Origin of the sequence: Brockia lithotrophica, from assembly GCF_003633725.1 — a bacterium.
Taxonomy (GTDB): domain Bacteria; phylum Bacillota; class Bacilli; order Thermicanales; family DSM-22653; genus Brockia; species Brockia lithotrophica.
This window is the reverse complement of record NZ_RBIJ01000007.1, coordinates 1-21,852: the sequence shown is the minus strand read 5'-3', so window position 1 is coordinate 21,852 and position 21,852 is coordinate 1. Positions and strand designations below refer to the sequence as shown.

General features: G+C 54.3%; 16 protein-coding genes and 4 pseudogenes. 9 read left to right on the top strand and 11 right to left on the bottom strand.

Annotated features, from left to right (window positions below; all coding sequences use genetic code 11):
* From C7438_RS09450 to purF, 6 genes and pseudogenes are all read right to left on the bottom strand, one after another.
* A partial coding sequence (locus C7438_RS09450; protein ID WP_170143582.1) for a helix-turn-helix domain-containing protein occupies positions 1-182 on the bottom strand: 182 nt, incomplete at its 3' end.
* A pseudogene (locus tag C7438_RS08735) lies at positions 169-740 on the bottom strand (IS607 family transposase). The gene C7438_RS09450 and the pseudogene C7438_RS08735, both read right to left, overlap by 14 nt.
* 35 nt (positions 741-775) lie before the next feature.
* Positions 776-1,051: a hypothetical protein gene (locus C7438_RS09185; RefSeq protein ID WP_245956603.1), complete on the bottom strand. Its 276-nt coding sequence runs from the start codon at positions 1,049-1,051 to the stop codon at positions 776-778.
* Positions 1,052-1,267: 216 nt separating this feature from the next.
* Complete coding sequence (locus C7438_RS09665; RefSeq protein ID WP_121444981.1) at positions 1,268-1,594, bottom strand: recombinase family protein; 327 nt, start codon at positions 1,592-1,594, stop codon at positions 1,268-1,270.
* Between the two features lie 9 nt (positions 1,595-1,603).
* A pseudogene (locus C7438_RS09660) lies at positions 1,604-1,756 on the bottom strand (MerR family transcriptional regulator); the annotation flags it as partial.
* Between the two features lie 681 nt (positions 1,757-2,437).
* Positions 2,438-3,865 carry an amidophosphoribosyltransferase gene (purF, locus tag C7438_RS08715; RefSeq protein ID WP_121444982.1) on the bottom strand — a complete coding sequence of 476 codons (1,428 nt, stop codon included), beginning with the start codon at positions 3,863-3,865 and terminating at the stop codon, positions 2,438-2,440.
* Positions 3,866-4,303: 438 nt separating this feature from the next.
* Between purF and C7438_RS08710 the strand changes: the two are divergent.
* The 6 genes and pseudogenes from C7438_RS08710 to carB all read left to right on the top strand — a co-directional run.
* A pseudogene (locus tag C7438_RS08710) lies at positions 4,304-4,816 on the top strand (IS607 family transposase); the annotation flags it as partial.
* Positions 4,803-5,225, top strand: a complete 423-nt coding sequence (locus tag C7438_RS09510; RefSeq protein WP_211322169.1) for a helix-turn-helix domain-containing protein — start codon at positions 4,803-4,805, stop codon at positions 5,223-5,225. The pseudogene C7438_RS08710 and the gene C7438_RS09510, both read left to right, overlap by 14 nt.
* Entirely contained in the window at positions 5,180-5,410 is a 231-nt protein-coding gene (locus tag C7438_RS09445) for a hypothetical protein (RefSeq protein WP_245956607.1), read from the top strand. The genes C7438_RS09510 and C7438_RS09445 overlap by 46 nt, the downstream gene beginning before the upstream one ends.
* Entirely contained in the window at positions 5,329-5,985 is a 657-nt protein-coding gene (locus C7438_RS09300) for an RNA-guided endonuclease InsQ/TnpB family protein (RefSeq protein WP_245956604.1), read from the top strand. The genes C7438_RS09445 and C7438_RS09300 overlap by 82 nt, the downstream gene beginning before the upstream one ends.
* A gap of 133 nt (positions 5,986-6,118) precedes the next feature.
* On the top strand, positions 6,119-7,300 hold the full coding sequence (gene carA, locus C7438_RS08700; protein ID WP_121444979.1) for a glutamine-hydrolyzing carbamoyl-phosphate synthase small subunit: 1,182 nt from the start codon (positions 6,119-6,121) through the stop codon (positions 7,298-7,300).
* A gap of 36 nt (positions 7,301-7,336) precedes the next feature.
* Entirely contained in the window at positions 7,337-10,660 is a 3,324-nt protein-coding gene (gene carB / locus C7438_RS08695) for a carbamoyl-phosphate synthase large subunit (RefSeq protein ID WP_121444978.1), read from the top strand.
* Positions 10,661-10,723: 63 nt separating this feature from the next.
* On the opposite strand, the gene pdxT is transcribed toward carB, so the two are convergent.
* The 4 genes from pdxT to C7438_RS08675 all read right to left on the bottom strand — a co-directional run bounded on the left by pdxT (position 10,724) and on the right by C7438_RS08675 (position 16,849).
* Positions 10,724-11,323 (bottom strand): pyridoxal 5'-phosphate synthase glutaminase subunit PdxT, encoded by a 600-nt coding sequence (gene pdxT, locus C7438_RS08690; protein WP_211322167.1) that lies wholly within the window; start codon positions 11,321-11,323, stop codon positions 10,724-10,726.
* A 2-nt stretch (positions 11,324-11,325) separates the two neighbouring features.
* Positions 11,326-12,219: a pyridoxal 5'-phosphate synthase lyase subunit PdxS gene (gene pdxS, locus C7438_RS08685; protein WP_121444976.1), complete on the bottom strand. Its 894-nt coding sequence runs from the start codon at positions 12,217-12,219 to the stop codon at positions 11,326-11,328.
* Positions 12,220-12,940: 721 nt separating this feature from the next.
* Complete coding sequence (gene pyrG / locus C7438_RS08680; protein ID WP_121444975.1) at positions 12,941-14,572, bottom strand: CTP synthase; 1,632 nt, start codon at positions 14,570-14,572, stop codon at positions 12,941-12,943.
* 111 nt (positions 14,573-14,683) lie between these two features.
* Positions 14,684-16,849 carry an anthranilate synthase component I gene (locus tag C7438_RS08675; protein ID WP_211322166.1) on the bottom strand — a complete coding sequence of 722 codons (2,166 nt, stop codon included), beginning with the start codon at positions 16,847-16,849 and terminating at the stop codon, positions 14,684-14,686.
* A gap of 256 nt (positions 16,850-17,105) precedes the next feature.
* Between C7438_RS08675 and C7438_RS08670 the strand changes: the two genes are divergently transcribed.
* The gene (locus C7438_RS08670; protein ID WP_170143678.1) at positions 17,106-18,479 is read left to right on the top strand and encodes a MurT ligase domain-containing protein; all 1,374 of its coding nucleotides are present in this window, start codon (positions 17,106-17,108) and stop codon (positions 18,477-18,479) included.
* Positions 18,460-19,242, top strand: a complete 783-nt coding sequence (locus C7438_RS08665) for a type 1 glutamine amidotransferase (RefSeq protein WP_252393344.1) — start codon at positions 18,460-18,462, stop codon at positions 19,240-19,242. The genes C7438_RS08670 and C7438_RS08665 overlap by 20 nt, the downstream gene beginning before the upstream one ends.
* 32 nt (positions 19,243-19,274) lie before the next feature.
* On the opposite strand, the gene C7438_RS08660 is transcribed toward C7438_RS08665, so the two are convergent.
* The gene (locus C7438_RS08660; protein WP_121444971.1) at positions 19,275-20,561 is read right to left on the bottom strand and encodes an adenylosuccinate synthase; all 1,287 of its coding nucleotides are present in this window, start codon (positions 20,559-20,561) and stop codon (positions 19,275-19,277) included.
* A 1,025-nt stretch (positions 20,562-21,586) separates the two neighbouring features.
* Here C7438_RS08660 and C7438_RS09440 point away from each other — a divergent pair.
* Positions 21,587-21,852: pseudogene (locus tag C7438_RS09440) on the top strand (transposase); the annotation flags it as partial.

Here is a 21,852-nt window from a genome sequence, read left to right as displayed (position 1 = left end):
CGGTTCAGTTCGCGGTGAAGTTCATAGGCGCTTGTCGTGCGGCCTTCGTTTTCGTAGATCTCCTTCCACCGCGCGAGGCCCCAGTTGTAGGCAAAGCGAGCGGCCCCAGCGTGCTTGGCGAGGAGAATGCGTTGTTCCTTGTTGGGATCGAGCTCGTAGCGGTAGGCTCTATGGATCTTCACGTCGAAGCGCCTCCAACGCTTTTTTGCCCGGCGTTTCGCAGAACGCTTGCCGTACAGGCGGGCGGCCAGGGAAGTGAGCACTTCGGTCATGTCGCACACGAGGTCGTCGTCCACTTCTCTTTCTTCGACCACCAGAATGCGGCGCCCTTGCGCCCGAAGAGCGGCTTCGAGGAATTCAAAGCCAAAACGCGTGAGCCGATCCCGATGTTCCACGACGATCGTCGTCACGTTCGGATCGGAAAGGAGTTTCAAGAGTTCCTTCCGCCTGCCGTTTAGACCAGACCCGATTTCCTTCACCGTCTTTCCGACCGAAAGGCCCTGGGCGTTCGCAAACTTCAGAAGCCTCACCACCTGCCTTTCCAGATCGGCCTTCTGGTCGGAAGACGATACCCGATAGTAGAGGGCGACAATACCTCCCTTTGCAGGTTCGGGTTCGTGAACGAGGATTGTACCCGTGGGAGTGATTTCAAACGGCACGGGCATTTTGCCTTCTTTGACCCAGCGCCATGCTGTCTTGTAGGTGATGCCGCGCCTTTTGGCCCACTCGCTGAGTTTCATGGGTATATTTTAGCAAAGAAAAGAATGAAGATCAATCACATTTTTAGCTGTTGGCAACCCCGCTGAAGCTTAAGTAGGTTTTTCCTGCCGCCGAAGACGGCGGGCGGAACGTCATCACGGTCCTGAAAACCTTTCCAGTAGGTGAGTTTTGCCTGGAGCCGATCGAGCCGCATCTGGATGCCCTGACGGTGGAGTTTGTTCCTAGTATGCTTAAGCTTCTCCACGGCCTTTTCGATCTTGGCCTCCAGGTCCGAAACGTGCATGTTAACCTGCTCTTTCTGGCTCTCGAGGGTGGCCCTTGCGTCCTCCACGGCCCACTGGCACCAGCGGGCGTTGGGGAAGAAAACTTCCGGTAGAGGTCCTTAACAATTTCGCCCGTCTTCTTTCTCCACCCCAGTGCCTGGTAGGCGGTGCGCTTAGCCGCTTGGTATCGGCCATGAAGGAAATGATTTCTCTTCTTGCCATATCATCCAGGTATATCCGGCCCGGGATTGTCACCATGTCTACGGGTTTTCCTGTCTCTGTCTTTAGCCGCATCTGTCATGGCCTCCCGCACCCTTTGGCGAAACTCCCTGCTGTGCGAACCATATAGCCTGGCCGAAAAAACGGTGAGGATAGAGAGCATGTCCTGCACGAATTCTTCCTGCGGAGACTTTGAGGTCCATCTGTCTTTCGCAGGCCATTTTGAAAGGCCAGGCCAACCCTTTGCGTTTTTCGTTGAGCCCGGAGCCCTGTTCGGTGATGACGGCAACCACTTCGTAGCCCCTGGCCCGGCAGTGTTCCTCCAGGAGCTGCTTCTGGCGTTCCAGGTTGCCCGCCCCGGTCTGCTTGGCCGAAGATACGCGGGCGTAAATGACAGCCCTTTAGCCGGAAGGCAGATCTTCACCCAGGAGGCGCAGGATTTCGCCCCTGGGGAAGCGCCTCTGGCCGGAAGGCGTGCGGATGCAACGGATTTTGCCCGCCTTTTCCCAGCGGCGCAAAGTAATGGGATGTACACCCAGTATTTCAGAGGCTTTGTGGAGCGGATAGTGTTTCTCTAGATCGCGTTTTACAGTTTAAGTATAGTATTGATGGGAAAAAGAGGCGAATACTGGATGGACGCGATCGCGGACTGTTTGCCCGACCTTGAAGACCAAGTTTAATTATTATTGGCTCAATTGAAAGATACCATACAACACCGTCAAGGATCTTTCCCCACGGACACCTGGACGTGATCCGTATTCGAATGCTCCCTCGACGAAAACCCTCCGGTTCCCCCGGCGGTAGAGCGCAGGGCTCAGCTTGAGGTACCGCAACAAGACGGCGAAGGATAAGAAGAGGCCAAAGCAGCGGCAGACATTTCGATGACGATCACCGCATCAAAACCGCCCTCAATATGCAGGCATGTCCCCAGTTGTCTTACCGAATTGCACTAAATTCACCGTAGAAAAACTTAGACCGTAATCCGCAAAGTGTACGTCTTTCATGATACCACTCAAACAGGCAAAGCCGGCCCAATCAGCAGACCCAGAGGCTCCTTCGCCAACATAAAGCGCACATCCCGTCGACAAACACGGTGATCTGAGAAAACAGCCGTTTCATGGATTGCCCCCGCCTTCACCTATCTTCCTTCTTCCTCGCTTCCGAACGGTGGAAAACCTAGCGTCACTGATCCCTCCGGCCGGACGACGGCAGAGTGCCACACATGCCTGGATGCATCAAACGCGCTTTGTCGGATAGTCCCCCGTAAAACAGGCCAAACAGTAGCCTCGCGACAGGCCGGACAGCGGACCCGCCCGGCCAATCGCATCGAGCAGCCCTTCAAGACTCAGAAAAGCCAGGCTGTCTGCGCCGATCGTCCTCCGTATATCTTCTACTTCTTTGTGGGCGGCGATCAGCTCTTCCCGTGTAGAGATGTCCACGCCATAGAAACAGGGGTACCTAACCATTGGCGAACTTATGCGGACGTGCACCTCTTTTGCACCGGCATCCCGCAAAAGCTGAACGATCCTACGGCTGGTCGTTCCCCGGACGATCGAATCGTCGACCATCACCACGCGTTTGCCCTCTACCACTTTGCGCATCGCCATAAGCTTTATCTTGACGCCGAGCTCGCGCTTGGCCTGATCGGGACGAATGAAAGTCCGACCGACGTAACGATTTTTCACCAGCCCCATTTCATAAGGGATCCCGCTGGCTTCGGCAAAGCCGATGGCCGCCGAAATGCTGGAGTCGGGAACCCCCGTTACGACATCCGCCTTCACCGGAGCCTCTTCCGCCAGCCGTTTTCCCATCAACTTGCGCGCCACATGCACGTTTACGCCTTCAAGGTTGCTGTCAGGGCGCGCAAAATAAATGTATTCAAAGGCACAAATCGCTCGCCTGGCAACGGGAGCAAAGCGCTGAGCGCGAAGGCCGTCCCGGTCGACTACGATCATTTCGCCCGGCTCCACATCCCGGATCCACTCGGCGCCTACCGCATCCAGTGCACAGGTCTCTGAAGCGAAAACATATGCTTCTCCAAGCCGTCCCAGCGAAAGAGGACGAAGACCGTTGGGATCTCGCGCCACAATCATCTTCTCATTGGTTAGGATCAAGAAAGCGTAAGCCCCGATGAGTAGCCGCAACGATTCTTTAACGGCCTCCACCAGCTCGTCATGAGCGGAGCGGGCCATCAGGTGAACTATCACTTCCGTGTCGCTAGAAGACTGAAAAATTGAACCCTGTTGCTCTAAATGATGTTTGAGCGCCTCTGCATTGACCAGTGCGCCATTGGTGGCCACAGCCAGCTCGCCGCCGCGGTAGTTAAACACCAAAGGCTGAACGTTTTCAAGCCGATTACCTCCGTGCGTCGGGTAACGAACGTGGCCAATGGCGCGATCTCCGTGAAGTCTCTGCAAATAATCAGAATGGAACACTTCTGTTACCAGCCCAAGTCCACGGTGGACGGCGAAACGACGGCCATCCGAACTGACTATACCCGCGCCTTCTTGTCCCCGATGTTGCAGTGCAAGCAGTCCGTAATAAGTCAACTGCGCCGCCTCAGGATGGCCCCAGATCCCGAACACACCACATTCTTCGTGCAGTTCCCGATCTGCCCCTTCAACGCTCCAGACGTCGGGTGACTGTTCTCCAATCCGTTCCATCCTAACGCGCCTAACGCACATGATGAAAGTTTATTCCTCCTTTAAGCAAGGCGAGCCTCTTGTACCCCTATAGTGGTGACCTCAGTCCCAAGGCACGCTTGCTGCCGTCTCTTCCGATCAAAGTGTAACAAGACGACCGAGGGAAGTCAACAAGACTCCGAACGTTTTTCTTCACCTTCCGTCTATTGTTTGGTTATAAATGCCTCGCTTCGTGATCCCCCTAAATACCGGGCCCACAATGCTATAAATTGGTAGTTTTCGTATTCTAGTTTTCGTATTAACATTTATAATTATTTCCATTATTAAAAGTGGTCGCTATTATATAAAAATATGTTTACATGCATTCATTTTTATAATAAAACACTAAAAAACACACAAATTAAACTCAGCTAACAGCCAAAAAGACATAACATCACCTACAATACTACATGACGTTGATTCAAAGAAGGTAAAGGGCCCGTGCCGTTTGAAAACACCCCCACGGGTACAATCCTCGTTCACGAACCCGAACCTGCAAAGGGAGGTATTGTCGCCCTCTACTATCGGGTATCGTCTTCCGACCAGAAGGCCGATCTGGAAAGGCAGGTGGTGAGGCTTCTGAAGTTTGCGAACGCCCAGGGCCTTTCGGTCGGAAAGACGGTGAAGGAAATCGGGTCCGGTCTAAACGGCAGGCGGAAGGAACTTTTGAAACTCCTTTCCGACCCGAACGTGACGACAATCGTCGTAGAACATCGGGATCGGCTCACGCGTTTTGGCTTTGAATTCCTCGAAGCCGCTCTTTGGGCGCAAGGGCGCCGCATTCTGGTGGTCGAAGAAAGAGAGGTGGACGACGACCTCGTGCGCGATATGACCGAAGTGCTCACTTCCCTGGCCGCCCGCCTGTACGGCAAGCGTTCTGCGAAACGCCGGGCAAAAAAGGCGTTGGAGGCGCTTCGACATGAAGGTCCATAGAGCCTACCGCTACGAGCTCGATCCCAATGCAGAGCAACGCATCCTCCTTGCTGCCAAACACGCCGGGACCGCCTGCTTTACCTACAATGTAGGACAATGTAGGAGAAGCGCTTCGAAATTTAAAAAGACCCTAAAGAACTATTTCCACGGCTTGAAGGTTGGAAGAAAGGTCGGCAACCCCAAGTTCCGCCGTAAACACGATCGGCAGGACAGTTTCCGGCTGGACAACAGTTCCGGACGATTCGGCTCCTTCTCGATGAAAACGATAGGCGCTATCCCGGAAAGACGAGGCACATCGTACTTTCTCGGATCGGCGCCGTGTGCCCGAAAGAGAAGCCCAATCACCGGAAGAAAGGCGGTTCCATGCGCACGTATCTCCCGCAAGGCCGCATCCTTCACGCCACCGTAAGCCGTGAAACCGATCGGTGGTTTGTGAGCTTCACGGTGGAAGAAGAGATTCCCGATCCCCTTCCGCCAAGGGGACCTGCGGCGGGGATCGACGTCGGCCTCGAATCGTACGCCACGATCGTGGACGAAAGGGGGTTCGGAAAGTTGGAGCGCCTAAGCCGCTCGGGAAGGCACTTCGTCGCCTGAAGAGACTTCAGCGTAAGCTTTCCCGCCGGGGCGTGCGGGACAAAACCGGAAGGCTCGTCGAACGCACGAAGAACTACGAAAAGGCGCGCCTCGAAGTCGCCAAACTCCACCGCAACGTTCGAAACATCCGGCTGGATTTCCTCCTCAAACTCACGGCCGAACTCGTCCGGGTGCATCCGGTGATCGCGATCGAAGGCCTAAACGTAGCCGGTATGCTCAAAAACGGCCACCTCGCCTGGCACATTGCCGTTGTCGGCTGGAGCACCTCCCGGGCGCTTCTCAAAGCGAAAGCCAAGCTTCGGGCCCTGCGGCTTGTGAAGGCAAACCACTACGAGCCAACGTCGAAGACGTGCTACGTTTGCGGCCACGTGCTTTATGAACTTCCGCTCTCGACTCGAAAGGGGACATGCCCGGTATGTGGCACAAACCACCGCCGTGACGAGAATACGGCAAAGACTCAAGTTCGCCTTGGTCGTTGGCTATATGACCTTATCGCGAGTTCCGCAGGAAGTGACGCCTATGGAGGGGAGCACTGCGGCGGTATGGAAATTCGGTCTGCGAGCACCTCCTCGTGAAAGCAGGGGGCGACCGGGACATCTGTTCATGAGATGTGGAACGGTGGCATACTTCGTGATATCCTTGTAGGAAGGGCGATGCAGTACTTATGTAAGCCCGCCCGTGCGATCAAGCGCTGAGGGGAGTAGGGCGATGAAAGGCTACCTTGTTCTTGAAAACGGCACCGTTTTCCAAGGAGAGGCCTTTGGGGCTCCGCGCGGAAACGTCGGCGAAGTCGTTTTTAACACCAGCATGACTGGCTATCAAGAGATTCTCACGGACCCCTCCTATGCGGGGCAAATCGTTGTCATGACCTACCCCCTTGTAGGGAACTACGGCATTAACCCGGAAGACTTCGAGTCCCGACAACCTTTTGTTCGGGGCTTTGTCGTGAAGGAACTCTGCATGGATCCCAGCCACTGGCAGGCTAACCAGTCGCTCAGCGAATACCTCGCCCGAAACGAAATCCCGGGCCTATACGGTATTGACACGCGGGCGCTCACGCGACACTTGCGCGTAAAAGGAACCCTGCGGGGCGTATTGGCGACCGCCAACGAGGGTCCTGCTGAGGCCGACCAAAAGCTCGAGGAGAGAGGCGGTATCCTCGCCCTTGATGGTCAGTGGCGGATCCCCCATCTCTCCCCTTCCCTTCGGAGGTGGCTGACGGAACTTCAACGCCAAGCTCGAGCGTTCGTTCTCTCCCGTCCGGTCCTGGAGGTCACCACCCCCACCGCCTACCACCTCGAGCCTGAAGACGGCCGCCGACGAAAACCGCGGGTCGTGGTAGTCGATTTCGGGGTGAAGCGGAGCATCCTGCGCATTATGACCAATCTCGGATATCCGGTGACCGTAGTGCCGGCCACCGTTACCGCCGAAGAGATTCTGGCCCTGGATCCTGCGGGAGTTTTGCTCTCCAATGGCCCCGGCGATCCCCAAGACGTGAGTGAAGGGGTGGCCATCGCTCGGACGCTCATAACGGCGGGCGTCCCGTTGTTTGGCATTTGTTTAGGCCACCAGATCATTGGGTTAGCCTTAGGCGGAAAATCCGTCAAGCTCAAGTTTGGCCACCGGGGCGCCAACCACCCGGTTAAAGACTGCTTCACGGGCCGGATCTATATCACTTCCCATAACCACGGCTATGCGCTTGAGGAATCCTCGCTTCCCCCGGAGGTCGTCGTCACCCATCGCAGCCTAAACGATAACACTGTTGAAGGGATCATGCACACTCAGCGCCCCGTCTGGTCGGTCCAATATCATCCTGAAGGTTCTCCAGGCCCGCAGGAATCTCGTTATCTGCTTGAACGCTTCCTGACGGAGCTGGACCGTAAAAAATAGCGCCAGAGCAGAAGATCCAGCGCAAGGAGGAAAGCTATGCCGAAACAGAGAGAACTCAAGCGGGTTCTGGTGATAGGCTCCGGGCCTATAATTATTGGTCAGGCCGCCGAGTTTGACTACTCCGGCACCCAAGCCCTGCAGGCCATACGGGAAGAAGGTCTTCAGGTGATCCTGGTGAATCCCAACCCAGCGACCATCATGACCGACGCCCAGATGGCGGACCGAACCTATCTCGAACCTCTTACTCCAGAGTTCGTGGAACGGATCATCGCGCGGGAACGACCCCAGGGGCTCCTGCCCACCCTCGGCGGCCAGATCGGACTCAACCTGGCAGCCCAGCTTTCCGAAGCCGGTGTGCTGCAAAAGTACGGCGTCGAGCTCATCGGAACCCCTCTTCAGGCCATCCGACAGGCGGAAGATCGAGGGGCGTTTAAAGAGCTCATGCGTTCCATAGGCGAACCCGTCCTTGAATCGGCCATCGTGACCAGCGTGAGCGAGGCCATCTCTTTCGCCGAACAAATCGGCTTTCCTGTCATCGTGCGCCCTGCCTATACTTTGGGGGGAACAGGGGGAGGTTTTGCGCGAGACGCGAAAGAGCTTGCTGAGATCGTGAACCGCGCCCTTAAACTTTCGCCGATCGGTCAGTGCCTCATTGAGCAAAGCGTTTTCGGTTGGAAAGAAATCGAATACGAGGTTCTGCGAGATAGCGCCGGCAACGCCATCGCTGTCTGTAACATGGAAAATATCGATCCGGTGGGCGTCCACACCGGCGACTCTATCGTGGTGGCGCCGTCCCAGACCCTAACCGACCGGGAATACCAGATGCTCCGTTCTTCCGCGCTCAAAATCATTCACGCCCTCGGCATCCAGGGGGGCTGCAACGTCCAGTTTGCACTCAATCCCCGCAGCCAAGATTACGTCGTCATCGAAGTTAATCCGCGCGTAAGCCGTTCCTCGGCCTTGGCGTCGAAAGCCACTGGTTACCCTATCGCGAAGATCGCGGCGAAGATCGCCATCGGCCTTACGCTGGACGAAATCAAAAATCCCGTCACGGGAACCACTTATGCTGCTTTCGAACCCGCTCTCGACTACGTCGCGGTCAAGATTCCCCGCTTTCCGTTTGAGAAGTTTTCGGAGACCAGCCGTACGTTGGGTACTCAGATGCAAGCCACCGGCGAAGTGATGGCCATTGACCGCACCTTTCCCGGCGCTTTGCAAAAGGCCATACGCTCTCTGGAGATAGGACACGACGGCCTACGGCATCCGGAAATCCAAAAAGCCTCGGACAAGGAGCTGGAGCAAAAGATTGTTACGCCGAACGACGAACGGCTTTTTGCCATCGCTGAAGCCCTTCGCCGAGGTTGGGAATGGAAGGTCATTTCCGAAATTTCCCATATCGACAAATTCTTCATCCGGGAAATTGGCCAAATCGTGGAAATGGAACAGCGCCTCGCCCAGGCGGGCTATGAAGGACTCACCCGAAGCCTTCTCCGGGAAGCCAAGCGATTGGGCTTTTCCGACGCCACCATCGGCCAGCTGGTGGGAAAAGACGCTCTGGCCATCCGCCGTCTCCGCAAGTCTCTCGACGTGCGACCCGTGTACAAGATGGTAGACACGTGCGCGGCCGAATTCGAAGCGACCACGCCCTACTACTACAGCACTTATGACGGTGAAAACGAAGCGAAGCCCCTGGTCGGACCGAAAGCCATCGTCCTGGGGTCCGGCCCTATCCGCATCGGCCAGGGCATCGAGTTCGACTACAGCGCCGTGCACGCCGCCTGGGCCCTGCGAGCAGAAGGAATTCAGTCTGTGATTATCAACAATAACCCAGAAACCGTATCCACCGACTTCAACACGTCCGACCGCCTTTATTTCGAGCCGCTCACCGTAGAGGACGTTCTGAACGTCATTGAGCAAGAAGGCGGTGAATGGACGGACAAACACGACATCGCTGGCGTCGTGGCCCAGTTCGGCGGCCAGACGGCCATCCACCTCTCCGGCCCTCTGACAAAAGCAGGCGTTCCCTTGCTCGGCACCCCCGTGGAAGAAGTGGACCGGGCAGAGGATCGGGAGAAATTCGACAAGCTCTTGGCCGAGCTTGGGATTTCTCGACCTCCCGGCGGCGCCGCCGTGACCGTGGACGAGGCGGCACGCATCGCCAACCGAATCGGTTACCCCGTGCTCGTGCGACCCTCGTACGTCCTCGGCGGTCGGGCAATGGAGATCGTCTACCGCGAAGAAGAACTCCGCGCGTACATGGCCACGGCGGTGGAAGTGTCCGAAGCCCGCCCTGTGCTGATCGACAAGTACCTGCCCGGCAAGGAAATTGAAGTGGACGCCGTCTCCGATGGCCGCCAGGTTCTCATCGGTGGCATCTTGGAACACATTGAACGGGCTGGCGTCCATTCCGGCGATTCGATCGCCGTCTATCCGGCCATGGACGTTCACCGGGAAATCAGGAAACAAGTCCTTGACTACACCACCCGACTCGCCCTCGCTCTTAGCGTAAAAGGCCTGATCAACGTTCAGTACGTGGTCCACGGCGGCAGGGTTTACGTGCTGGAGGTCAACCCCCGGGCGTCGCGAACGGTGCCCTTTCTTACCAAAGCCGCCGGCATCCCGCTCGCGTACATGGCGACTCGGATCGCCGTTGGCCGTACCTTGGAGGAACTGGGCTACCGTCCCGGCCCCGGTTCGCCGGTCGTTCGGCATCAAGTGAACCTTCCGTCTGGCCGACGCCTCGAGGGGTATGGCTGGATCTGGCCCGAGCCCAACCGGGTGTCGGTTAAGGTTCCAGTATTTTCATGGCAAAAGCTCGGCGGGGTGGACGTGACCCTTTCCCCTGAGATGAAATCTACGGGCGAAGTCATGGGCACCGATCGGGATGTCGCCCGTGCTCTCTACAAAGCGCTGCTGGCCGCGGGATATCGGGTGCCTCGAGAAGGAACGGCGTTGATTTCCGTTGCCGAGCACGACCAGGGCGAAATTCTCCCCCTGGCGGCCGCACTTTCCGCGTTAGGCTTCCGGATTCTGGCCTCCGGCGCCGTGGCTAAGGCCCTCGATGCCGTCAAGATCCCCCATACCCCGATCCACTCGATCTCCGAAGGTCTTCCCCGGGTCCTCGATCTTCTTCGAAATGGGGACATCCATCTTGTCATCAGCACTTTGACTCGTCACGATCGTGAAGGTGACCTAGACGGGTTTCTCATCCGCCGGACAGCCGTTGAACACAACATCCTATGCCTCGTCAACCTCGACACGGCACGAGCGGTGGTAAAAATGTTGGTAACGATCTCTCAAGAAACGCCGTTGGACGTCTCCGCCCTCCAGGACTGGCACAATCCCGTTTCCCAGGTCTAGGTCGCACCCCAACCGGCGACAGGGCAAAGTAAAACCCTGGATGAGGAGCCAAAAGAAGCTGCCTCATCCAGGGTTTTTTTGCCCGCCTGTCGCCATCTCGATAAACAGGTTATGAATGCGCAGGTCATCTGTCAACTCCGGGTGAAACGCCGTGGCCAAATGGCGGCCGTAGCGCGCGGCTACCACCTTGTGATCGACCGCCGCAAGCACTTCAACTTCCGGATCCGTCACCTCAAAGTAGGGGGCACGGATGAAAACCGCCCGGAAAGCCGCCCCCTCGATGCCTCTGACGCAAATGTCCGCTTCAAAAGAATCCACTTGTCTTCCAAAACCGTTGCGGATTGCCGTCAGCGGCATAATGCCGAGCCGAGGTTGATCGGGTTTGCCGTTTTTGATCTCCGTGGCCATGAGGATGGCGCCTGCACAGGTGCCGAAGACGGCTCCCCCATCCCGAACCCATTCCCGAAGTGCGTCGAGGAGCCCCCACGTTTGCATGGCATCGCCGATGACCGTCGACTCCCCGCCCGGGATAACGACGCCCTGTAAGCCTTCAAGATCCCGCGGCCACTTAACAGGCAACGCCTTGGCGCCGGCACGCTCTAAGGCGCGCAGATGTTCGGATACCGCCCCCTGGTAAGCAACAACTCCAATGCGCGCCTTCAACTTTACCAACCCCGTTCCGCTAGGCGCTCCTCAGCAGGAATCGCCGAAACATTGATCCCCACCATCGGTTCTCCTAAGTCTTCAGAGATCTTGGCAAGGAGCTCGGGATCGTCATAATGCTGGACAGCCAGCACAATGGCCCTGGCCCGCTTTTCCGGATTGCCGGACTTGAAAATGCCCGACCCTACAAACACCGCCTCTGCGCCCAACTGCATCAGCAAAGCAGCATCTGCCGGCGTCGCGACACCACCGGCGGCAAAAAGGGGAACCGGGAGCTTCCCAAGTACTTTTACCTCTCTCACCAATTCCAGAGGAGCCCTCAGTTCCTTGGCGATGGCGGGGAGTTCATCGTCGGGCGCCGCCGCCACCTTCCGGATGTCTCTCAGAATGGAACGAAGGTGTCGCACGGCTTCAACCACGTTTCCCGTCCCCGCTTCCCCTTTCGAGCGGATCATTGCCGCCCCTTCAGCGATGCGCCGCAGAGCCTCCCCCAGGTTAGTGGCCCCGCAAACAAAGGGTACTTTGAAGTCATGCTTCCAGATGTGATGCTCCTCATCCGCCGGGGTGAGGACCTCCGACTCGTCCACAAAGTCGACTCCGATGGCTTCCAAGATTTGGGCCTCGACGAAGTGACCAATCCTGCTCTTGGCCATGACCGGAATGGTAACTGCTTCCATGATCTCTTTAATGACTTTCGGATCGGACATTCGGGCCACGCCGCCTTGCTGGCGAATGTCGGCGGGCACACGCTCTAGCGCCATCACGGCGGCGGCGCCAGCCTTTTCCGCGACGATGGCCTGTTCAGGGGTGGTGACATCCATGATCACGCCGCCCTTGAGCATTTCCGCAAGACCGACCTTGTTGCGCCAGGTGACTTGTTCTGTGTTTGTGTTCATCTTGCCTTCCCCCCATCCGGTTTAGTTGCTGGATACTCGGTTGCCCATCACCGAAAGGCACCCCGTCAGGCAGCTCGCGGCCGCCTTTTGCCATTCCATCTCGTCGGGCGACCAGCTGGAGATAAAACGAATGCCCCTTCCCTCACGAGAGACGGGGCAAATCAACGTAATGGGTCCGCCGGCGATTCAATCCTCCCGCGTCGCCGTTGAACATATTTCTTCGCCGCATGCTTACGTGAACTATCGTACCACGAGCCGGACACCGTGTCAACAAAGCGCGGGCCGTAGAGTAAGTCAAGCCATCGTGGGTGCCATCTTTGCTCCATTCGGAGCTTCTCTACCAGCACGTAGTTGACAGAGGAATAAAATGGTAAATTTTACCTTATCTTCTTCTTAATATTCTCGAAAACGGTCAGTGATCGAGTTGCGTTGAAGGTTTGTTCACTTCTGCAATGCTATTTGTCTATGTGACCGAAACGTTGGTCTCTGCCGTCCGTGAAAGATTGCCATGATAAATCCTTGGTGCATATACTTAGTATCGGATCAGAGGATAACCGCCATGATAAAATCGGTTTGGATTAGTTTACACAGCGGAAACAGACCCTGTAAAATAGACAACGTCCACGTACTGGCTGGTCCCTTCATCGCTAAAATACATTCACTTAATCATCATGTATCTCACAGGGACATAGAGGGGGTTACACGCCCCTGCCGATCATACTTAAAAATGTTCATCATGCAGCGCGCGCCCCCGGCTTTCCCGGTAGAACATCGCCGCTCGAATGAATTCACGAAACAGCGGATGAGGTCGATTCGGGCGAGAGGTAAATTCCGGGTGAAATTGCGTGGCCACAAACCAGGGGTGATCGGTATATTCCACAATCTCCACCAGATGGCCATCGGGAGAGAACCCAGTGATCCGCATCCCATGCCGCTCAAACATTTCTTTGTAGCGGAGGTTAAACTCATACCGATGGCGATGCCGCTCCGCCACCTCTTCCGCCTTATAGGCCTCTTGTGCACGGGAGCCCGGCAGAAGTCGACAGGGGTAAGCTCCCAGCCGCATGGTGCCGCCCAGCACCTTCCCGTCCTGATTGGGCAGTAAATCGATAATCGGATGGGGCGTGTTCGGGTCCATCTCCGTGCTGTTGGCGTCCACCAGCTTCAGGACATTGCGCGCAAATTCTACACTGGCCAGCTGCATCCCCAGGCAGATCCCCAAAAAAGGAATGCGCTTTTCTCTAGCATACTGAATGGCCAGGATCTTGCCCTCAATACCGCGGCGGCCAAATCCTCCCGGCACGAGAATTCCATCCACCCCCCGAAGCCGTTCGACAAGGCTGCCGGGAGTCAGCTCTTCAGAGTTGATCCACTCGATTTCCAATTTCTTTCCATGAAAAGCAGCCGCATGATAAAGCGCCTCTTTAACGCTCAAGTAGGCATCCTTAAGCGAAACATACTTGCCAACAATCGCAATTTTTACCTGGCCATCCAGGTGCTTCATGCGTTTCACCATCTGTCGCCATTCTTCAATCCGGGGATCGCCGGTCATGAGCCTGAAATGCCGAATAACAAAATTATCTAACCCCTGTTCGTGCAATATCAAAGGAACTTCATATAAGATTTCCGCGTCACGCGCTTCGATGATCGCTTCCAGGTCGATGTCGCTGTACGATGCCAGCTTATGTTTGATTTCCTCCGTAAGTGGCCGTTCGGTCCGGCACACAAGCACATTAGGTTGAATGCCGATGCTTCTCAGCTCCTTGACGCTGTGCTGCGTCGGTTTGGTTTTCAATTCTCCTGTCGATGCTACATAAGGAATAAGTGTGACGTGTATATACATCACGTTTTCCTGACCTACGTCGGATTTAATTTGACGGATGGCCTCCAAGAAAGGCAGGCTCTCAATATCGCCCACCGTGCCGCCGATCTCGGTGATCACCACGTCCGGACTGTCCTTTCTTTCAAGGAGGCGGATCCGCTCCTTAATCTCGTTAGTGACATGGGGGATCACCTGGACCGTTCCGCCTAGGTAATTGCCGCGACGCTCCTTGGCCAGAACAGAGGAGTAAATTTGACCCGTGGTAATACTGTTGTGTTTCGTTAGATTAATATCAATAAACCGTTCATAATGCCCTAAATCCAGATCAGTCTCCGCACCATCATGCGTCACAAACACTTCCCCATGCTGATATGGGCTCATCGTCCCCGGATCCACATTGATGTACGGGTCAAGCTTTTGAATCGTGACATTCAAACCTCGGCTTTTCAACAGATGTCCCAAAGAAGCGGCGATAATCCCCTTTCCAAGCGAGGAAACAACTCCGCCCGTCACAAAGATATACTTAGTCATTACGAATACCCCTCTCTCATAAATAAACATGCTCCAATGATATGTGATAACATTTTTATATAAACACTAGTATAAATCCAAAAAATAATTTTATCGAAGTAAGTCTAGTTATTAATAAGCTAGAATCTTCATAATATTATCGATAATAACCAATCCTGCGTTCCCGGAAAGGCTCAAGATGGACTCGGGATGAAACTGCACGGCATAGATTGGCAATTGCCGGTGACGAAAAGCCATAGGAATCCCATCTTCCGTCTCTGCCAGCAACTTCAAAGATGATGGTAAGTCTCGTACGTAAAGAGAATGGTAACGTCCGACAAGCACGGTATCACCCAAAGAATCAAATAATGGATCGTTTTCTAGGATGCGAATTGCGGATTTTTCCCCGTGGGCAGGTTTCGGAAGCACTTCCAGACGGCCGCCGAAGTATTCCGCCAGGCCTTGGAAACCGAGGCAAACGCCAAACAAGGGAAGCCGATGAGAAATCGACAGCGCAATGGTTTCGCTCATCTGAAAGCGTTCCGGCCTTCCCGGCCCAGGAGACAATACAACCAGATTGTACGACGGATTCTCCTCGATCATCCTTCGCGCCGCTTCGGAACGTGCTGTCAGAACCTCGGCTCCCGTCTGCATGAAATAATTCGCCAAGATATGCACAAATGAACCCTCATGGTCCACGAGCAACACCCTTTTCCCTTTTCCAAAACGCGGACGATATGCCTGTTTCTTATCATCGTCGCGACCAGGCACCTCCAGTGCCTGCATGAGAACCGCCACCTTGATCAGCGTCTCTTCCTCTTCAGCCTTGGGATCGGAAGCATAAAGGACCGTCGCACCCACCCGCATTTCTGCCATTCCGTTGGTCAATTTGATGGCCCTGATTGTCAGTCCAGTGTTCATGTTGCCATTAAAGTTCAGCCATCCGACCGCCCCGCCGTACCATCCGCGCGACGTTTCCTCATGCGCCTCGATCCACCGCATTGCCTCAATCTTCGGCGCTCCGGTAACGGTCACCGACCACATGTGGGTTATAAAGGCATCCAGCGCGTCGTAGCCAGGGGACAATTCACCGACGATGTGATCCACCGTATGAAACAGGTGCGAATACTGCTCGATTCGCCGCCTTCCGATCACCTGAACGGACCCCGGCAGGCAAATGCGGGATTTGTCGTTGCGATCAACGTCCGTGCACATCGTCAATTCGGCTTCGTCCTTGGCCGAATTGAGAAGCTTCTTGATGTTCTCGGAATCTTCCAGGGCATTAGCTCCCCGTCTGATCGTGCCGGATATCGGGCTGGTCTCCACTTGACGTCCCACCACACGCACGTACATTTCCGGAGAAGCTCCGATCAAATATTGGTGACCTAAATGTATGAAAAATTCATACGGACTTGGATTAATCCGAATCAGATTTTTAAAAACCTCCGACGGCTTCAGCGCGCATCGACGGTAAAACGTTTGTGAAGGAACCACTTCGAACAGATCACCCTCATAGAACGACGGCATCGCTTTCCGGACAAGGTCGGCGAAGTAACTGGGACGATCCGGCGGAAGGGGGCGATCATAAGAAGGCTTAAAAGGGTAGTAAGTACCTTCACGGGGCCATCCTGCGGTCGATTCTGCGCCGACCGAGAAGTCGTACGTGACGCGAAAAACATCGCCGGTTTTCTGATCCACCACCCAAATCTCATCCGGCAAAAAAAGATGCATATCCACCTGATCTTCATGTCGTGGTTTCATTGGTTCAAGATCCTCAAATTGAAAGATGAGATCGTAACCGAAGGCGCCATATAACCCTAGAAAAACGTCTTCTTTTGTGAAAAGAGCTTTTTGAATGGCGCGAATCACGCTGAAAACGGACGGCTGCTTAGTGCGCTCTTCCTCCACGACTACCTCCGCCCTGCGCTTCACAGTGACCGTCAAATGCGCCTCTGCGAGCCGGATTTCATCCACGGCCGGTTCGCGCGATATCCATCGCTCAAAAACGGGCAGAAGCAAGGCGCCCCGCTGATTGAGAGCCCGAATCTTGACGATACGCTCCCGAGAGATGACCTCTAACGGCGGATTCACAAATCCGACGGCCCAGCGCGTGTTTCGTCCGGTGTAATCCACGCCGCTACAAAACAGAGCACCTTTCTCATGATTCAAGCGATCCACCAACCGCTCGATCCCCGAGGAGCTCGTCTCTTTGTTCAGCCGCCTTTGAACAGTCACGCCGGAATAGGTCCGGTAAACCTTCTCCCTCTCTTCGGAGGCCAGTATCGTGGAATCGTACACGGTGTTTCTCCCCCTTGTATACGTTTGAAGCATACAGAGGGGAGCTTCGGAACAGTGAAGCGGTTGGCGAAATACAATACGGACTCCGCTCTCCTCAGCTCCGCTCTGTCTGAGCTCGGCTTGGCTCGTCCTGATAAGATGAAGTTTAACCGACACCCCTGTTCGTTGTCAATGAACAGGGCGTTCGTTGCGGGATCGCCGCGAACAAGCTATCATGAAGCTGGACTTCAGCCGATGAACGATAGGTGGGATGAAAATGTCTTACTTCAAAGTTTTAAGAACATGGGCAGCGATCGGGACGGCCAAAGCGATCAAACGTTTACTGATGGCCTTGGGCCGTAAGGGGACAACCTTACCAGGTGCGATAGCGCTCCGCATTTGTCCAGATCTACTACGTTACTACGGCAAAAAGTTGGAAGGCAGAGTAGTGTTTGTTACAGGCACCAACGGAAAAACAACTACAAGCAATATATTAACATATTTATTGAAAAAAAACGGAAATAAAGTGATTTCAAATGCTCTGGGAGCTAACTTAATCGAGGGTATTACTACAGCTTTTATTGAAGGTTTCGCGGCATCAAATAATAATCAATTGGCAGTAATAGAAGTAGATGAAGCAACACTTTGCAAAGTGATTGATCATATACCACCGAAAGTAGTTGTTGTTACCAATTTTTTTCGGGATCAACTAGACCGATACGGGGAACTCGAAGCAGTCGTGGACATGGTCGAACGCGCGCTAAAACGAACGCCCCCATACACGATTGTAGTGGTAAACGCCGACGATCCGCTGGCATCGTCGGTGGCACCGCAAGAAAAGAAGACAATCTTTTACGGTGTAGAGTCAACCAAAATGCCAATGAACAAACAAGAGGAAATTAGGGACGGCAAATTATGTCGACGCTGTGGAGCGCTGCTACGGTACCAACTATATTATTACGGGCAACTAGGATTTTACGAGTGCCCCGTATGTGGTTTTCGCCGTCCAACGCCGGATGTGACAGCACGTAACGTACGCCTTCAAGACGGTGGAGTCGCGTTTGAACTAGACGGAGAGAGCGGTTTTGTCGACACGCCGGCTTTTTATAACGTCTACAACGTCCTGGCAGCCATTGCTGCAGCCAAGGTGTTAGGAGTAAAGCCAATGATTATTGCACATGAGATGAAACGATTAAAAATCGGACTTGGTAGAATGGAACGTTTTATGGTTGGAAACGAAATGGAAACATGGTTAGTTCTAGTAAAAAATCCTACTGGTTGTAACCAAGTACTAAAAACTATTATCCGAATAGACCGTCCAATCACTCTAGTATTTATTTTGAATGACCGAGATGCTGACGGTACCGACGTGTCATGGATCTGGGATGTACATTTAGAACAGCTGAAGGAACAAAAAAATATAAAACGAATAATCGCCGCCGGAACACGTGCGTACGACATTGCCGTCCGTTTGAAGTATGCCGATTTGAAGGATGTCACGATGATCCGAGAAGGCGACGTTTCGGCAGTGGAAGTCGCGCTTAGCGAACTGACAGTTGGCCATACGCTTGTCATTTTGTCGACGTATACGTCATTGTATGCCGTTCGAGATTACTTACTGAAGAAAGGTGGTGTGTACGTTGAAACTTAAAATAGGACACCTATATCCTGATTTGCTAGAAATCTACAGCGACCGAGGGAATATCACTGTCTTACGAAAAAGAGCGGAATGGCGCGGAATTGAAGTGCAGGTGGACCGCATCAGCATCGGCGACGATGTGAACCTCGTGGAATACGATTTGTTGTTTTCAGGCGGCGGTGAAGATCGGGAGCAGATGCAAGTGGCGGAAGATCTGCTGAGAAAACGAGACACGCTCCTTCGAGCGGTCGCTTCCGGTACCGTTGTCCTGGCAATCTGCGGCAGTTACCAGTTGCTCGGCCACTATTTTGAAACGGTTAACGGCCATCGGATTGAAGGCGTGGGGCTGCTGGACTTCTATACCATCGGAGGCCAGAGACGGTTGACAGGCAATGTTGTTAGCAAACTTACGATTTTCAATTTTGAGTGCACGGTAGTCGGTTATGAAAATCATTCGGGACGTACTTACCTTGGCCCAGGTGTAGCGCCGTTAGCTACGGTGGTGAGCGGTCACGGCAACAACGGGGAAGACGGTTTGGAAGGTGTGGTGCAAGGTACGGTCTTCGGAACTTACTTGCACGGACCGGTTCTGGCAAAAAATCCACTTTTGGCAGATCATCTTCTGCAGCTAGCGCTCAAACGAAGAACAGACCGCCCATACCTACCTCCTCTTGAGGACGAATGGGAATGGTTGGCCCATGAACGACTTGTGCGGAAGTTTGCCCGTATGAAATTAACGTGTCCTCGACGTGTATACAATGAAGTAGACAGATAATACTGCACAGCAATCGCATCTCACGAGTGCCACTATGTCCACACGTCACGCACCTCAATCGTCTGATCGCGGCCGGGACCTACAGAAAAAAGGGAAAGGGGAATGCCCGTCAACTGTACAATACGCTCGAGGTAACGACGGGCGTTGACCGGTAGATCTTCCAGAGAACGAACATTAGTAATGTCTTCTGTCCACCCAGGCATTTCCTCGTACACTGGTTCGCATTCGGACAAGACACGCAAATTAGCCGGGAAATGTTCGAGAATCTGCCCCCTGAATCTATAAGCAACACCGATTTTCACCGTGGGCAAACCAGAAAGCACATCGAGACTATTGACTGCCAAGTCAGTAATGCCGCTCACGCGCTGCGCATAGCGGACAACCACGCTGTCAAACCAGCCAATACGACGAGGTCGTCCGGTTGTCGTCCCGTACTCGTGGCCCCGCTCGCGGATATATTCAGCAATCTCACCATGGATTTCCGTCGGAAACGGGCCATCGCCCACGCGCGTCGTGTATGCCTTGGCTACACCCACTATACGGTGAATTTTGGTCGGCCCCACTCCGGCGCCGACACATGCGCCACCTGCAATTGGATTAGACGAAGTAACGTAAGGATACGTACCGTGATCGATATCGAGCATTACGCCCTGCGCCCCTTCAAACAACACTCGCCGTCCCTGATCGATAGCCTCATTTAGCAAAAGGGAGGTGTCCGTAACGAAAGGGCGGAAAATCTCGGCGTAACTGCGGTATTCCTCATAGATAGTTTGGGGGTCAAATCTTCCCGTCCCGTATACCTTCTCCAAGATCCAATTTTTCTCGTCTACGGCGCGGTATAACTTTTCGCGGAATATATCTTCATCTAACAAATCGGCGACGCGAATACCTGCGCGAGCTACCTTGTCCACATACGCCGGGCCGATTCCTTTGCGCGTCGTACCGATTTTGCCACTACCTTTGCGCTCCTCTTCTGCAAGGTCCATCCTGATGTGATAAGGTAGAATCACATGGGCGCGATCACTAACATACAGATTGGTCACCGAAATCCCGTTTTCCCGTAGGTACACCAGCTCCTCAGCAAAAACCTTTGGATCGATAACCATACCATTCCCGAGCACACACATCTTCTCTGGATAAAAAATACCCGAGGGAATTAGATGAAGTTTGTATTTCTTTCCTCCAAATGAAATAGTATGTCCGGCATTGTTGCCCCCCTGGTAGCGCGTCACCACTTCCGCTTGCCGGGCCAGAAAATCGGTAACCTTACCCTTCCCCTCATCTCCCCACATCATGCCGACGACAACCACCGTGGACACATTGAGTCACCTCTGCTCTGCCCTCGAATTCGCGCGTGACCCTCGCGTGTCATCCCGCGGGGTTTTCCAAGGATACTCGGTCGCGGCATCGGGACTAAGGCCTTCTCCGCGCACGGCCAGTGTAACAAGATGCTCTGGGAGTGTCAATAACTGTATGTCAACAACTGCAAATGAACACATCACAACGGCTCACCGAACCTCATAGGCAATCTGGACGGCCGCTTCCCATTCCAGTCCACACAAACCAGTCCACCCGAAAATATTACCGTTGACGGAGATGCTGTTGCCGCCTTCACCACTTCAATATGCGACGCAGACCATCGGCATCAGCGCCATGCCGACCGGCTGTTACTCAATCAAGCGGACACCAACGATATTCAGACCGGCACGGCGGCCAACGCCTCGTCTTTTTCGCTCGCTTAAGCGTCACTCTTTGCAGCGCCGAGCGGTCGAGGAAGTCGAGGAAGCCGAACTGCACACTTTCTCTGCGGTTGACCCCTTGCGCGCCCGAACTAGTCGAGCAGTGACCGACTTAATCGAACCACTCCACCGTGATGCGGAGATCTGCACGACGCGGAAACCACGTTTTTTCTGCCTCTGATCGACCTCGTATTCCAGCTGCATCTGTTGAGACACACCATCTGGATGCCACGTTCTTCAATGTTAAACGCTTGCATGGCCCTACGGACATTGGCCATCGCTTTGGCGTTTTCGGCCTGCGCCTACTCCGCCGTCCCCTCTTCCATCTCCACGGCAAACGTGATCCAAGGGACGTCAGGCGTCTCACTGACGCGCCCCTACCCTGTCACTTTGATGACCGACGAATTGCCCGTAGACAAAGGGTTAAATTCTCAGGTGTGAGTAAAAATGCAAGGGTCTCATCCGTCCTTGCGATTTTCTTAACAAAAAGGATCATCAGAAGCTCTTCTTTAGGAGGGACCATCAATTTCCCGAAAGGAGGAAGCCTCTGGCGACCTTAGACTTTAAGATAGTGCTTCGCGATCTCTTACCGCAAGATATGAGGAGAACTCGACGCCCTGCACGAAGCGCTTTGCTGGCTCGCTCAGGAGCTCACGGAACTTGAGGTGAGCGAACTTGCGGGAGCCTAACGGTACGAATGAACGGGCCAAAAGGTGTAAGGTAAGGCGTATCGAAACGGCTATCGGTCTCGCCTTTGGGATACCCGCCTAGGTACTATTGAGTTCAAGACCCCAAGTTCCGCAAAGGCAGCTGCTTCCCCATCCTTTTGGAGCGGAGCCAGCGAGCCGAGAAAGCCTGGTGGCCATCATTC

Bases quoted from the DNA above. Each gene is read 5' to 3' on its own strand.
- purF (WP_121444982.1), bottom strand. From the start codon at position 3,865: ATGGAACGGATTGGAGAACAGTCACCCGACGTCTGGAGCGTTGAAGGG.
- C7438_RS09510 (WP_211322169.1), top strand. From the start codon at position 4,803: ATGAAGGTCCATAGAGCCTACCGCTACGAGCTCGATCCCAATGCAGAG.
- C7438_RS09445 (WP_245956607.1), top strand. From the start codon at position 5,180: ATGCGCACGTATCTCCCGCAAGGCCGCATCCTTCACGCCACCGTAAGC.
- carA (WP_121444979.1), top strand. From the start codon at position 6,119: ATGAAAGGCTACCTTGTTCTTGAAAACGGCACCGTTTTCCAAGGAGAG.
- carB (WP_121444978.1), top strand. From the start codon at position 7,337: ATGCCGAAACAGAGAGAACTCAAGCGGGTTCTGGTGATAGGCTCCGGG.
- pdxS (WP_121444976.1), bottom strand. From the start codon at position 12,219: ATGAACACAAACACAGAACAAGTCACCTGGCGCAACAAGGTCGGTCTT.
- pyrG (WP_121444975.1), bottom strand. From the start codon at position 14,572: ATGACTAAGTATATCTTTGTGACGGGCGGAGTTGTTTCCTCGCTTGGA.
- C7438_RS08670 (WP_170143678.1), top strand. From the start codon at position 17,106: ATGTCTTACTTCAAAGTTTTAAGAACATGGGCAGCGATCGGGACGGCC.